This window comes from Streptomyces sp. 1114.5, from assembly GCF_003635085.1.
In the GTDB taxonomy this organism is placed as follows: domain Bacteria; phylum Actinomycetota; class Actinomycetes; order Streptomycetales; family Streptomycetaceae; genus Kitasatospora.
The window spans coordinates 3,435,410-3,448,764 of record NZ_RBXE01000001.1 but is presented as its reverse complement, the minus strand read 5'-3'; the positions used below and the strand labels follow the sequence as shown (position 1 = coordinate 3,448,764).

The window sequence follows — 13,355 nt, the reverse complement described above, 5'->3', positions numbered from 1 at the left end:
GGCGGGACGGTGCGCCCGTCCACCGACCCGCGCGCCCGCCGTCCGGGGATCCCTCCGGAGTCCGGATGGTGACAGGTCCGGGCCAAGGACATAATCGCCGTCATGAGCCAAGCACAGTCACGGTCCTGTGGCCCGGCCCGGGCCGGAGGGGTCCGGACGGCGGCGGAGCCGACCGCGGCGCCCACGGCAGCGGAACCCGCGGTGGAGGTGACCACCGGGCGGCCACCCGAACTGCTGCGGCTGCCCGGCGGCCTCTGGCTGCGCCGGCGCCGCAGCACCCACGCGGTGGCCCTGAACCGGGCCGTCCGCGCCAACCTGGACCACCTGCGGCCCTGGCTGGAGTGGGCGGCCGAGGCCCCCACCCGCGCACGGACCGCAGAACTGACCCGGGCCGGCTCCGCCGCCTGGGAGGCCGGCACCGACTTCATGTACCTGGCCGGCCTGGACACCGACCCCGGCGGCGTGATCGGCGCCCTCGGCCTGCACGGACGTCTCGGCCCGGGCGCGCTGGAGATCGGCTACTGGGTCGCCGCCGGGCACGTCGGCCGCGGCATCGCCACCGCCGCGGCCGGGGCGCTGACCGAGGCCGCGCTGGCCCTGCCCGGGATCAGCCGGGTGGAGATCCGCTGCGACCGGGCGAACACCGCCAGCGCGGCCGTCCCGCGCAAGCTCGGCTACCGGCTGGACCGGATCGCCGAAGCCGCCGTCCGGGCCCCGGGCGAGACCGGACGGCAGCTGGTGTGGGTCAGGGAACGCCGCCCGCACCCCGGGGAACCGGCGATCGGTGGCAGGCGGCCGTAGTACCGCCCGCCCGCACGCTTGGTACCGCCCCGCCCGCCCGTCTGGTACCGCCCGCCCGCCTAGGGCCTGTCCGGCGGATCTTGTCGGATCAGCGCGCGGCGTCGGGCGCCCGTCTGGGCGTGCGCCCGAATCGCCCTCGTACTGGGTGTACTTGGACGATTCGGGCGTGCGTCCAGGCGGGATGATCCGGCGTCGTGCGCCCGGCAAGATCCGCCGGACAGGCCCTAGTAGGGCTTGGTCAGGTCTGTTTTCGTGTGGGTATGTCGCGGTGGCAGGTGGGGCAGGCGCCGGCCCAGGTCGCCAGAAGGATCTGGAGCTCGCGGACGACTTGGTAGAGGCTCAGGCCGGCCCCGCGTCTTTTGGGGCGGTGGCCAGTCTGCGCAGGGTGCAGAACGCGTGGGCGAGAGAGACGAGCGTGACGTGGTGATGCCAGCCGGTGAACGTGCGGCCCTCGAAGTGGGCCAGGCCGAGGGCCTGTTTCATCTCCCGGTAGTCGTGCTCGATCCGCCAGCGGAGCTTGGCCATTCGCACCAGAGTGGTCAGCGGGGTGTCGGCGGGCAGGTTCGAGAGCCAGAACTGGACCGGCTCGGCTTCCTTGGCGGGCCATTCGGCCAGCAGCCAGCACTCGGCCAGCTCCACGCCCTCGGTGGCGTCGCGGATCTCGCGTCCGGCCGGGCGGATCCGCAGCGCCACGAAGCGCGAATACATCCGCTTGAAGCCGCTCTTCGCCTTGCCTGGGCGCGACCCCTCCCGCCACGACACCGGCCTGGCCGCTTTCGGCCCGGCAGCGATGGCCAGGTCCTTCACACTGCGGGCCTTGTCCGGGTACTTCGCCACCGGCGGCCGGCCGGTGCCGCTGTAGGCGGGCGTGACGGGCCGGGCTTCGGCAGGGTGCGCGGTCGGCGTGGTGGAGATCCCCAGCACGTAGTGCAGGCCGCGTTGCTGGAGGCCGAGGCGGAAGGCCGCGGCGTCGCCGTATCCGGCGTCGGCGATGGCGAGCGGGACGTGGACACCCCAGCACCGGGTCTCGTCGATCATGTCCAGGGCCAGCTGCCACTTCTCCACGTGGCCCAGGCCTGCGGGGATGCCGCACCGGTCTCGCCGGGCGACCTTGTCCGGGTCGGCCTTCGTCGATTCGGGGTCCCAGGACGCGGGGAGGAACAGCCGCCAGTTGACCGGCGCCGAGGCGTGGTCACGGGCCAAGTGGAGCGAGACGCCCACTTGGCAGTTGGTGACCTTGCCCGCGGTTCCGGTGTACTGCCGCGACACACACGCCGACGCGTCGCCGTCCTTGAGGAACCCCGTGTCGTCGATGATCAGCGCGGTCGGATCGATGGCGTCCTGCATCCTCCAGGACAAACGGGCCCGGACATGTGCCGGATCCCAGGGGCTTGTCGTGACGAAGTGCGCGAGAGCCTGCCGGTTTCCGTCCTCCCCGAGCCGCGCGGCCATCGGCTCCACCGACTTCCGCTTGCCGTCCAGGAGCAGCCCACGCACGTACGCCTGCCCCCAACGCCGCTGGTCAGCGCGCGTGAACGCTTCGAACAACCCCGCCGTGAACGCCTCCAGGTCCTCCCGGACCTCGGCCATCTCCCCAGGTGTCACACACCAACAACGCGCCACCTACTCCCCAGGACACGCCACCACGGCACCGACCTGACCAAGCTCTACTAGTACCGACCACCCGTCGGTGCCGGCAGCGCGTCCAGCTCGGCGAGGTCGGCCGCCGAGAGCACGACCCCGGCCGCGCCCACGTTGTCCTCCAGGTAGCGCGGCGTCCTGGTGCCCGGAATCGGGAAGACGTACCGGCCCTGTGCCAGCACCCAGGCCAGCGCCACCTGCGCGGGCGTGGCGCCGATCCGCTCGGCGACCTCCCGGACCTTCCCCACCAGCGCCAGGTTCGCCTTGAGCGCGTCCTGCTGGAAGCGCGGCAGCCGGCGGCGGAAGTCGTCGGCGGGCAGCTCGTCGAAGGAGGAGATGCTGCCGGTCAGGAAGCCCCGGCCGAGTGGCGAGAACGGCAGCAGCGCGATGCCCTGCTCCTCGGTGTACGGCAGGACCTCGTCCAGCGCGTCCCGGGTCCACAGCGACAGCTCGTTCTGCACGGAGGCCACCGGGTGCACCGACTGCGCCCGCTTGATCTCCTCGACGGTCACCTCGGAGAGGCCGATGTTGCGGACCTTGCCCGCCGCGACGAGTTCGGCGAACGCGCCCCAGGTCTCCTCGATCGGCACCTCCGGGTCGACCCGGTGCAGCTGGTAGAGGTCGACGTGGTCGGTGCCCAGGCGGCGCAGGCTCTCGTCGATCGAGCGGCGCACGTGCTCGGGGCGGCCGTTGCGCTCCTGCTGGCCCTGGCCGCCCGGGACGATGCCCACCTTGGTGGCCAGGAAGGCGCGCTCCCGGTACGGGCCGGCCAGGGCGGCGCCGACCACCTCCTCGTTGGTGTACGGGCCGTACATGTCGGCGGTGTCGATCAGGGAGACGCCGAGGTCCAGCGCCTGCCGGATCACCCGGACGGAGTTCTCGTCGTCCCGGTTCTGCACGTCGTAGGCCCAGGTCATGCCCATGCAGCCGAGGCCGAGGACGCCGATCTCCGGACCGTTGGTACCGAACGTGGCCTTGCGCATGACGGTGCTCCCATCGTGGTTTCCGAGGTTCTTACGGTGCTGCATGCGGTGTTGCGTGCGATTCTGCGTGCGGTGTTGCGTGCGGTGCGGTCCGCGGTGCTGTGTGCGGCGCCGCGTGATCAACGCCTTCAGCTTTCACCTTGGAGTGTGCTCTAGGTCAAGTCCGTTCGGATCCACGCCCGGAAGCCGCCGTCCAGGACCAGCTGCGCCAGCCGTCCGTACCCGCCGGCGCCCGGGTGCGCGCCGTCGCCCGCCCCGGCCTCCGCCACCCAGGCCGGGTCGGCCGCCAGCGCCTCGGTGACGTCGACGAACGGGACCTCGAACTCGGCGCAGACCCGGGCCAGTTCGGGGGTGAGGCGGCGCAGCCGTGCCAGGTGCGCCGCTCCCCCGGCGAGCACCGGCGGCGGGCCGACCACCAGCACCCCGAGGCCGCGCCGGCGGGCGCCGTCGAGCAGGGCGGCGAGGTTGGCCACGGTCTCGCGGTGCGCGACGCGCGGCGAACCGGCCTCCTCCACCGCGTCGTTGGCGCCGAATGAGACCACCAGCCGGTTGTCCGCGCCGGGCGCCGTCCGCGCCTCGACCTCGGGCCAGCAGCGGTGCAGCACCTGCGTCGAGGTGTTGCGCCGGACGCCGAGGTTGAAGGCGGTGGCGTCGGGCGCGGCGGCCTGCAGCACCCGGCCGACCCAGCCGCGGAACTCCGGGTCGCCGAGGCCCTGGATGAAGGAGTCCCCAAGGAAGCAGATCCGGGGACCATCGAAGCTGACTTGTATGGTCATCGGCCCACCGTATGGGCGCATTCGGGGCGCGCGCTTCCGATTTCACCACCGGGGCCGATGATGCGGCCGTCGACCCTTCGACGTTCGTTCGCGGACCTTTCACCGGGTCATCACAGGTTGCCCTCCGTCAAACCGGCGCGAGAGAGCCCGCTTGCAAGCCTTTCGCACCACCGGGCGCCGCCCGCCCGGTCTTGGCAGGGCCCGCCGGGACGATCGACGCTCTGTGCACGGCCGATCAACGACTGCTCGGCGACTGCTCGACGACCGCTCGACGACCGCTCGACGGTCGCTCATCGACCGGTCACCACGCAGTCCGCACGGCCCTCGTGCACATTCCCTCGGAGAGGAACCCACCCATGCAGCTCTCGCGCACCCGCGTCGCCGTCGTCGCCCTGATCGCGGCCGCCACCACCGCGCTCGCCGTCCCGGCCCAGGCCGCCGGCGGTCACCGTGCGCTCAGCCGCTTCGACGACGGCAGCTTCGAGACGCCCAAGGCCCCGGCGAACGCTTTCACCGAGTTCAACGCCGGTCAGGTGATCGGCCCGTGGAAGGTCGTCAGCGGCAGCGTCGACCTGATCGGCGCGGGCTTCTGGCAGGCCGCCGAGGGCGACCAGTCGCTCGACCTGAACGGCGGCAACAGCGGCACCGTCAGCCAGGCCTTCACCACCGTCCCCGGCACCACCTACTCGGTGACGTACGCGCTGGCCGGCAACCCCGGGGGCGGGCCCGCCCTGCGGACCGGCCGGGTGACGATCGACGGCCAGTCCTTCCAGGACTTCACCTTCGACGTCACCGGCAAGACCATGGCCGCGATGGGCTACGTGGGACGGCAGTTCACCTTCGTCGCACAGAACTCCTCCACCACGCTGGGCTTCGTCAGCACCGTGGCGGGGGCGTACGGGCCGGTGATCGACAACGTGCAGGTCACGGCCTGCAAGCCGTGCTGCGGCTGACCTGCTCCACGGGGCGTCCCGACCCCGGGACCCGGAGCCTTAACCCTTCCTAAAACCTGCCTCCGGTGCGGTGCCCGGCGCCGGGAAGTGCTTGACGTGCACAGCTGGTCTAGTCCAGTTTGATGCTCAGCAACGCGCTCCCCCGCACCGGACCACCCCCACGCTGCCGCCCGCCCCGCGTCTCCCCCTTCGCGGCGCGGGCGGCCACCACGTCCCGAGAGGCACCCCCATGCCCAGCGCGTACCAGCCTGCCCCCACACACCGCGGCCCCACCGCCCGCCCCGCCGCCCGCCCCTCCGGCCGGACCACCCTGCTGAGCCTCGCCGCCGCCACCGCACTGGCTGCCGGCGGCCTGGCCGCCCTCGCCGGGAACGCCGGTGCCGCCGACGGCAACCTGCTCGCCAACGGCGGCCTGGAGAGCGGTGCAGTCAGCCCCTGGAGCTGTTCCGCCGGCACCGGCAGCGTCGTCAACTCCGGTGCGCACAGCGGGACGTACGCGCTGAAGGGGGCAGTGAGCACGAGCGACACCGCGCAGTGCGGCCAGAGCGTCGCCGTCCAGCCCAACACCACGTACAGCCTCAGCGCCTGGGTGCAGGGCCAGTACGTCTACCTCGGCGCCACCGGCAGCGGCGTCACCGACCCGGCCACCTGGACGCCCGGCGGCGCCAACTGGCAGCAGCTGTCCACCAGTTTCACCACCGGCCCGGCCACCACGAGCGTCACCGTGTACGTGCACGGCTGGTACGGGCAGGGCGGCTACCTCGCCGACGACATCACCCTGACCGGCCCCGGCGGCAGCAACCCGACCGCCACACCGCCGACTTCGGGCACGCCCAGCGGCACCCCGACCGGAACCCCCACCGGTACGCCCACGAGCACGCCCACCGGCGGGCCGAGCACCCCGCCGCCCGGTGTCGCGCTCCCGGTCGCCCCGTACATCGACATGGGCGCCTGGCCCACCCCGTCCATGCCCGACATGGCCAGGGCCGGCAACCTCAAGGGCTACACCATGGGCTTCGTCACCGGCGTCGGATGCAAGGCCAGCTGGTTCAACGCCTATGACCCGCGCACCGGTTGGGCCAAGGACCAGGTCGACGCGCTGCGCGCGGCCGGCGGCGACGTCAAGGTCTCCTTCGGCGGCGCCAGCGGCACCGAACTCGCCGCCGCCTGCACCTCGGTGGACTCGCTGTTCGCCGAGTACGACGCCGTGGTGAAGGCCTACAACCTGCGCTACGTCGACTTCGACATCGAGGGCGCGGCCATCGCCGACACCGCCGCCAACGACCGCCGCTCCGCCGCGCTCGCCAAGCTGCAGCAGGCCCACCCCGGCCTCAAGGTCTCCTTCACCCTGCCCGTGCTGCCCGAGGGCCTGACCGCCGAGGGCGTGGCCATCGTCAAGTCCGCCCGCGACGCCGGGGTCACCACCGACGTGGTCAACGTCATGGCGATGGACTACTACCGCAGCGGGACCGACTACGGCAACGCCGCCGTCCAGGCCGCCCAGTCGCTGTTCGGCCAGCTCAAGGCGCTCTACCCGGCGAAGACCGACGCCCAGTTGTGGGCCATGGTCGGCGTCACCCCGATGATCGGCGAGAACGACGACCACCAGATCTACAACCAGGCCGCGGCCCAGCAGTTGGTGACCTTCGCCCGGCAGAACCACCTCGGCCTGCTCGCCTTCTGGGACGCCACCCGCGACGCCAACGCCTGCACCGGCGGCTCGCTCTCCAAGTGCACCAACATCCCGCAGCAGCCCTACGAGTTCGCGAAGCTCTTCGCCCAGTACGCGGGCTGAGCCGTACGCAGGCGGGCTGAGCCGTACGCAGGCGGCCTGGGCCGCCGTACCGGCGCAGGTCATACCCGGAGAAATTGGCATAACATCATCCCGGGCCGTCGGCTACTGTCCGTCCCATCTGTACAGCACGAAGGGGCGGACATGACGGTCCGGGACGACCACAACCAGCTCAGCACGATCCTTCCGACCGGAGACGCCGCCGGCGCGGCCGGTGTCACCCCCGAGGAACTCGCCGCGTTCAGCCGTACCCTCGGCCGGCTGCGGGCGCTCCCCGCGGACGACCGCACCCGGCAGCACGCCGAGCGGCAGCTCAGCTCCTTCGTGATGGAGAGCCGCAAACGCCGCCGCAAGGAGGCCCGGCAGGCCCTGCGGGACGCCGACGCCGAACTGCTCGCCACGACGGCAACCGGCAGCCGACAGCGCCGCGAGGACGCCCCGCTGACCCCGGCCCCGGCCTCGGCCCCAGCCCCGGCCTCGGCGCCGACCGGCGGGCCCGTCGGCGAGCTCGCGATACCGCGCAAGTGCTACGTCTGCAAGCAGTCCTACCGCCAGGTCGACGGCTTCTACCACCTGCTCTGCCCGGACTGCGCCGCCGACAACAGCGCCCGCCGGGCCCTCACCACCGACCTGCGCGGGCGCCGCGCACTGCTCACCGGCGGACGGGTCAAGATCGGCTTCCAACTGGCCCTGATGATGTTGCGCGACGGCGCCGAGCTGATCGTCACCAGCCGCTTCCCGCAGGACACCGTGCGCCGCTTCCGCGCCGCCGAGGGCAGCGAGCACTGGTGGGACCGGCTCACCGTCGTCGCCATCGACCTCCGCGACCCGCGCCAAGTCATCGAACTCACCGACCAGTTGCGCGCCGAAGGGCGTCCGCTCGACATCCTCGTCAACAACGCGGCCCAGACGCTGCGCCGCCCGCCCGAGTCGTACGCCCTGCTGGCCGCCGGCGAGTCCACCGCCCTGCCCGCGGCCGACCGGCGGGCCATCACCCACGCTCCCGGCTTCCGGCCGCTCGGCGCGAGCGGCCAACTGACCGCCGCGGCCGCCTCGTTGCTCGGGACCGGAACACCGCCCGCGGCCGGGTCGCTGCTCGACCTGACGGACGAGGCCGGACTGCTGCCCGACCTCGCACCCGCCAACTCCTGGTCCGCCACGCTCGGTTCACTCGACCCGGTGGAGCTCCTGGAGACCCAGCTGGTCAACGCCCTGGCCCCGGCACTGCTCTGCGACCGGCTGCTGCCCCTGAAGCCGGTAGCGAGCTCGGCCAGGTCGAGCTGCGCGAACGGGCCGCTGCCGGCCGCCCCGCTGACCGCGACGATCAGGTGGTCGACGGTTCCCTCCCCGGCGAAGAAGGCGGCGAGCGCGGCGGGGTCGGCCGCGTCCAGCCGCCGGCCGGTGGCCCTGCCGCCGATCCGGGCGACGGCGGCGTCCAGCCGCTCGCGGTCACGGCCGGTGACCACGACCTCGGCGCCGTCCCCGGCGAAGGCGGACGCGGCGGCCTCGCCGATGCCCGAGCTGCCGCCCATCACGACGACGCGCTGTCCGGCGAAGAGGTTTGACGCAGTGCTCATGGTGGTGGGGCCTTTCGACTTGTCGAGACCGCTGGTTCCGTCAATGATGCTTGTCGAGACTGCTAGTCTTGTCAAGCGGAGGCATGAGGAGAGGAAGCGCGATCACGATGAAGGAGACCACCCGACCGGAGGCGCCAGAGGCCCCGGAGGTATCGGAGGCGTCGGAGGCGCCAGAGGCGTCGGAGGCATCGGAGGCGTCGACCGAACAGACCCCGCCCGCGCGCCCGCACACCGGCCGCCGCCGCAACGAGGCCGCCCACCGCGCGATCCTCGACGCCGCCCTGCAGCTGCTCGCCCACTCCGACGGCACCCCCGTCACCATCGACGCCATCGCCCGGGCCGCCGGCGTCGGCAAGCAGACCGTCTACCGGTGGTGGCCCTCCAAGGGCGCCGTCCTGATCGACGCCCTCACCGCCCGCGCCGACCAGGACGTCCCCGGCCCCGATACCGGCACCCTCCGCACCGACCTGCGCGCCTTCGTCGCCACCACCTTCGATGCCGCCCAACGCAGCACCACCGCCTCCGCGCTGCGCACCGTCGCCCGCGAAGCCGCCCGCGACCCCCACCTCGCCGACCTCATGCGGACCTTCACCGCCACCCGCCGCACCGCCCTGCACGACCTGCTCTCCCGCGGCCGCGAACGCGGCGAACTGCCCGACGACGCCGACCTCGACCTCATCGTCGACCAGGTCTACGGAGTGTTCTGGTACCGCTTCCTCCTCGGACACGGCCCCCTGGACACCACCACGGCAGAACGGCTCGCCGACTCACTGCTCACAGGGCACGCAGCCGACTAGACAGTCGGCGCCATCAACCGCCGCCCCGCCTCTCGCCGCACGCCGTCAACTCTCGGACGCCGCCGGGCGCGTCCGCCCACGCATCACCGACAACCACACCCTCGACGAACACCTCAAGGCCGCCCGCTCCAACCTCCGCTTTCAAGACCGCCGCGTCGCCGGCCTCGAAGCCCAGATCGTCGACCCCACTGGCACGAGGTGACCTGGCCACAAGACCGTTCCGAGTAGTCGTCACCGCCTCACGCCGTGGCGGCTCCTCCCAGGGTGCTCTGGAACACCCCCTTGCTTTGGCCGGGACAGTTCTTTCGCTGCGAAAACAAGGTGATCAGAGGCCGGCTGGGCGCGCACAATGGCCCATGCTCATCGACCACTGGCCCCTGCTCGGACTGCGACTGAACACCCCTCGGCTGGAACTGCGGCTGCCGTCCGGCGAGGAGCTTTCCGAACTGGCTGACCTCGCAGCGCAAGGTGTCCACGAGCCGGACCGCATGCCCTTCTACGTCCCCTGGACCGACCTGCCGCCCACGGAACGGGCGCGCTCGGTGGTTCAGCACCACTGGCTCCGGCTGGGCAATTGGACTCCCGACAACTGGTCGCTGAATCTCGCCGTCTTCGAGGCGGGTCAGATCGTTGGCCTGCAGACGATCGCGGCCCGCAACTACGCCACCGTGCGCGAGGTCGCCACCGGCTCCTGGCTCGGCCTTCGGCATCATGGACGAGGCATCGGCACTGAGATGCGTGCGGCGGTCCTGCAGCTGGCATTCGCCGGACTGGAGGCGAACGAGGCGACGTCCGGGGCCTTCGCAGACAACCCTTCCTCGTTCCGGGTGTCCAGCAAGCTCGGTTACGAGCCCGACGGAATCGAGCACCACGTTGTCCGCGGCCGCGTCACCGTCATGCGTCGCCTCCGGATCTCCCGCGCCCAGTGGGAAGCCCACCAGAACACCTCCGTCTCGATCACCGGACTCGGCCCCTGCCTGCCCGTACTCGGGCTGGCAGACGAGCCTGATGAGCCGTTCGACGCTCTCTCCTGAACAACCGCCACGAAGCCAACCGCACCTTCCACGACCCGGCCACCGATGTCGGCGGCCGGGTCGCCTGACGGACCACTCGAAACGCGGCAACAACCAGTGCCGAACCATCGTCACGGACATGTAGTCGATCACCTCGATTCCTCCCCGGAGGCCGAGTTGGGCCGGATCGAGCGAGACCCTGAGGCGGGGCGCGTCTCACTGTCCCTGGACCACCGCAGGTCAGGAACGGGGCTGTCCCGCGACAGTCGATCTTCCTCTTTGCCACTGAATCCTGCTCAAGTCGGCTTGTTGCCATTACGGTTCACTCGAAGGCAACGGGCGGAAAGCGTGATTCCCGTCTCGTGTCCGCATCGGCTTCGGTATGCTCCACACCTCATCGTCCGGGAGTGGGCAGGAGGGTCCCTTGGTGGCCCAAGTAACAATCAATGAAGGCGTGTTGTGGGTGGGTGGCGACGCCTATCCGCTGCGCAACATCTCCCATGTCGGCCAGAGACGACTGACCGTCGACAAGGGTGCCGCGTGGAGGAAGTTCATCCTCCAGAGCATCGGATGGTTCATCCTGGGCGGCATATTCGCCTCTTTCGCCGGCACCGTGGGAACGATCGTCTTCCTCGCCGTCGAGGCACTTCTGGTCTGGAGGTTGGTCTCCGCCCTGCAGAAGCCCCCGGTGTACGGTCTGGTCCTCAACACCTCCGGCACCCAGCGTGAGGCCATCTGGTCCACGTCGCAGGAGGAGATCCAGCAGTTGATCTACGAGATCACCAAGGCGATCGGCAATCCCGACGTCGCACAGACGGTCATCAACGTGGCCCACGCGGTGCAGGGTGACGTCATCAACCAGTACGGCGAGGGCAGCATCGGCAAGGCCCAGCACAGTGGCAGCGGGAACATCGGGGGATCATGAGCGGCGACCACATCCAGCAGTACGGCTCGGGCAGCATCGGCAAGGCCGAGCACACCGGTTCCGGTGACATCGTGGCCGGCGGCAAGACCGTCGGCGCGACCGCAGGAGGGCCTGCGGTGGAGGCCCTCCTGCGGGAGATCGAGAAGCTGCGCCCGCACCTGGACGAGAACGACCGGGCAGAGGTGGACGCGGCGGCCGACTCGATCGCCGAGGAGACGTCTGCGGAGCGCCGGCGTAGCCTGGTGCAGCGCATCTCCGGGATCGCGGCGCTGGTCGGCGAGGTGGGCGTGCCGGTGATCGCGGCCGCGAAGGCGCTTCTGGCGGGCTGAGGCGGCCGATCGGCGGCTGAGCAAGTTGCAAGCAATGGGCGTGTCTCGGGTGTTGCCCGGGACACGCCTTGGCCGTGCTTGGGCAGGCGCAGGCGTGATGGGCGAGGTGACCGGGTGAGCACTTCACATGCCTTGGAGCATGACAACCGCCGGATTTCACCAAGTCGACCACATCACCTCGCGCAGGAAGTCGACCCCGCCGACTTCCTGCGCAGCCCGCGCGGCGCATCAGCGGAGGGAAACTATGCAGACCGGTCTACATATTTGTGTGCGCGCAGGAAGTCGACGGGATCGACTTTTCGTGCGCACTGAGCGCGGGTTCTGCGGGTGCGAGAGGAATATGACGGTCGGTCTACATATTTTGCCCGTGCCGGCTGTTACGCGGCGGCGGTACGGCACCGGCGGTGCGGCGACGGCGGCGGTAGTAGGAGTAGGTGAGGGCCAGGGTGATCGGGCCCCAGAGCATGGCGGTTGAGGTGCAGACGCGGGCGAGGGCCTGCCACCAGCCGTTGGCGTACGGGGCCTCCGCGAAGCCGAGGAGGTCGAACCAGGCCAGCGGCATGGGGTCGAAGAGGGCGACGAGGGTCAGCCCGCCCAGGGTGGCCGGGATGACGGCGGCGAGCGGGGGAACCCGTCGGCCGCGGAGGACGGGTACCCAGGAGGGGAAGACCTCGCCCCAGCCGCTGACCAGTCCCAGGGTGAGCAGCGCCAGTGCCTCGGTGACCACGCTCAGCCCGGTCACGTAGAGGGGCGCCCACCAGGTGAGGCCCGGGGCGTCCGGGTCGAGTAGTCCCATCCTGAAGTCCACTGCGAACGGCAGCCGCCACAGGCAGTGCGGCAGCAGGACGAGCGGAAGGGCCTTGGCGAGGCGCAGGGCCCAAGGGGGGACCGGGCGTTCGGTGTCGCCCACCGGAATGTTCTTCAGCATGCGTCCACCGTCGCCCGGACCGCAGCACACCGGCGTCAGTCGCTCGGCGGAACCCGCTCCCCCGCCGGAGTGGGTTGCGTGTGCGCCAGGAGGAGGTGGCCGGCGGGCACGACCGCTTCGGCTTCGCTCACGGCGCGGCTTCCAGGCCTCGGCAGCGGCATGAGGTGTCGCAACCGTCCACCGTGCCGCGCCACTTCAGCCGGTCGGCGGCCGCCGTCCGCTGCGCGAAGACCTTCTCGCGCCGGTCGGCCGTCTGCCGCAGCACGTCCTTGCGGTCGCGCCGGGAGAGCCGGTCCACGTAGAGCTGCCCGTCGAGGTGGTCGGTCTCGTGCTGCAGGCAGCGGGCGAAGTAGCCGGTGGCCTCGATGGTGCGCGGGGTGCCGTGCCGGTCGAAGCCGCGTACGACCGCGCGGGCCGGGCGGGCGAGCGCGGGGGTGCTCGCACCCGGGACGGAGAGGCAGCCTTCGGTGTCCTCGATCAGCGGGCGCCCGGTGGTCTGCGCTTCGACGACCGGGTTGAGCAGGTGGCCGGTGTGCCGGACGCCGTCGTCGTCGGTGCAGTCGTAGACGAAGAGGCGCAGGTCCACGTCCACCTGGTTGGCGGCGAGCCCGCAGCCGTCGGCGACGTACATGCTCGCGAACATGGAGTCGATCAGTTGCGCCAACTCCGGGCTGCCGAAGTCCTGTTCGCCGGCGGGGCGGCAGGGGCCGTGCAGGATCGGCTCACCAATCTCGGTGATCCGCAGGACAGGAGGGACGGGAGGGACGGACGGGACGGGCGGGCGTTCGCGGCGATCGGGCACGGGTGGCGCTCCACGGTTCGGGGGTTCGGGACATGGCG

The 13,355-nt window shown here is 71.4% G+C and carries 12 protein-coding genes and 2 pseudogenes; 8 read left to right on the top strand and 6 right to left on the bottom strand.

Annotated elements, in window-relative coordinates:
- The first annotated feature begins 102 nt into the window (after positions 1-102).
- The gene (locus BX285_RS15360; RefSeq protein ID WP_121175427.1) at positions 103-801 is read left to right on the top strand and encodes a GNAT family N-acetyltransferase; all 699 of its coding nucleotides are present in this window, start codon (positions 103-105) and stop codon (positions 799-801) included.
- Positions 802-1,140: 339 nt separating this feature from the next.
- On the opposite strand, the gene BX285_RS15355 is transcribed toward BX285_RS15360, so the two are convergent.
- From BX285_RS15355 to BX285_RS15345, 3 genes are all read right to left on the bottom strand, one after another.
- Positions 1,141-2,391, bottom strand: a complete 1,251-nt coding sequence (locus tag BX285_RS15355) for an IS701 family transposase (protein WP_179852681.1) — start codon at positions 2,389-2,391, stop codon at positions 1,141-1,143.
- Positions 2,392-2,471: 80 nt separating this feature from the next.
- Positions 2,472-3,425 (bottom strand): aldo/keto reductase, encoded by a 954-nt coding sequence (locus tag BX285_RS15350; RefSeq protein ID WP_097238490.1) that lies wholly within the window; start codon positions 3,423-3,425, stop codon positions 2,472-2,474.
- Between the two features lie 152 nt (positions 3,426-3,577).
- Positions 3,578-4,201, bottom strand: coding sequence for a GDSL-type esterase/lipase family protein (locus BX285_RS15345; RefSeq protein ID WP_121175426.1), 624 nt, complete (start codon positions 4,199-4,201; stop codon positions 3,578-3,580).
- 356 nt (positions 4,202-4,557) lie between these two features.
- Here BX285_RS15345 and BX285_RS15340 point away from each other — a divergent pair, with 356 nt between their 5' ends.
- The 3 genes and pseudogenes from BX285_RS15340 to BX285_RS39475 form a co-directional block, all read left to right on the top strand.
- Complete coding sequence (locus BX285_RS15340; protein WP_097238488.1) at positions 4,558-5,154, top strand: choice-of-anchor C family protein; 597 nt, start codon at positions 4,558-4,560, stop codon at positions 5,152-5,154.
- 229 nt (positions 5,155-5,383) lie between these two features.
- On the top strand, positions 5,384-6,949 hold the full coding sequence (locus tag BX285_RS15335) for a carbohydrate binding domain-containing protein (RefSeq protein WP_121175425.1): 1,566 nt from the start codon (positions 5,384-5,386) through the stop codon (positions 6,947-6,949).
- A 141-nt stretch (positions 6,950-7,090) separates the two neighbouring features.
- Positions 7,091-7,801 (top strand): annotated as a pseudogene (locus BX285_RS39475) (short-chain dehydrogenase); the annotation flags it as partial.
- 434 nt (positions 7,802-8,235) lie between these two features.
- On the opposite strand, the pseudogene BX285_RS38385 reads toward BX285_RS39475, so the two are convergent.
- Positions 8,236-8,478, bottom strand: a pseudogene (locus BX285_RS38385) (SDR family NAD(P)-dependent oxidoreductase); the annotation flags it as partial.
- 152 nt (positions 8,479-8,630) lie between these two features.
- Between BX285_RS38385 and BX285_RS15320 the strand changes: the two are divergent.
- From BX285_RS15320 to BX285_RS15300, 4 genes are all read left to right on the top strand, one after another.
- Positions 8,631-9,320 carry a TetR/AcrR family transcriptional regulator gene (locus tag BX285_RS15320; protein WP_121175423.1) on the top strand — a complete coding sequence of 230 codons (690 nt, stop codon included), beginning with the start codon at positions 8,631-8,633 and terminating at the stop codon, positions 9,318-9,320.
- Between the two features lie 356 nt (positions 9,321-9,676).
- Positions 9,677-10,354, top strand: a complete 678-nt coding sequence (locus BX285_RS15310) for a GNAT family N-acetyltransferase (RefSeq protein WP_121175421.1) — start codon at positions 9,677-9,679, stop codon at positions 10,352-10,354.
- Between the two features lie 406 nt (positions 10,355-10,760).
- Complete coding sequence (locus BX285_RS15305) at positions 10,761-11,258, top strand: DUF6232 family protein (protein ID WP_259470711.1); 498 nt, start codon at positions 10,761-10,763, stop codon at positions 11,256-11,258.
- Positions 11,255-11,587: a hypothetical protein gene (locus tag BX285_RS15300; RefSeq protein ID WP_121175419.1), complete on the top strand. Its 333-nt coding sequence runs from the start codon at positions 11,255-11,257 to the stop codon at positions 11,585-11,587. The genes BX285_RS15305 and BX285_RS15300 overlap by 4 nt, the downstream gene beginning before the upstream one ends.
- A gap of 352 nt (positions 11,588-11,939) precedes the next feature.
- Here the strand turns inward: BX285_RS15300 and BX285_RS15295 are convergent, their stop codons facing one another.
- A complete protein-coding gene (locus BX285_RS15295; RefSeq protein WP_097238482.1) occupies positions 11,940-12,515 on the bottom strand; it encodes a hypothetical protein in 576 nt (191 codons plus the stop codon).
- 127 nt (positions 12,516-12,642) lie between these two features.
- Complete coding sequence (gene def, locus BX285_RS15290) at positions 12,643-13,317, bottom strand: peptide deformylase (RefSeq protein WP_121175418.1); 675 nt, start codon at positions 13,315-13,317, stop codon at positions 12,643-12,645.
- Positions 13,318-13,355: the final 38 nt, after the last annotated feature.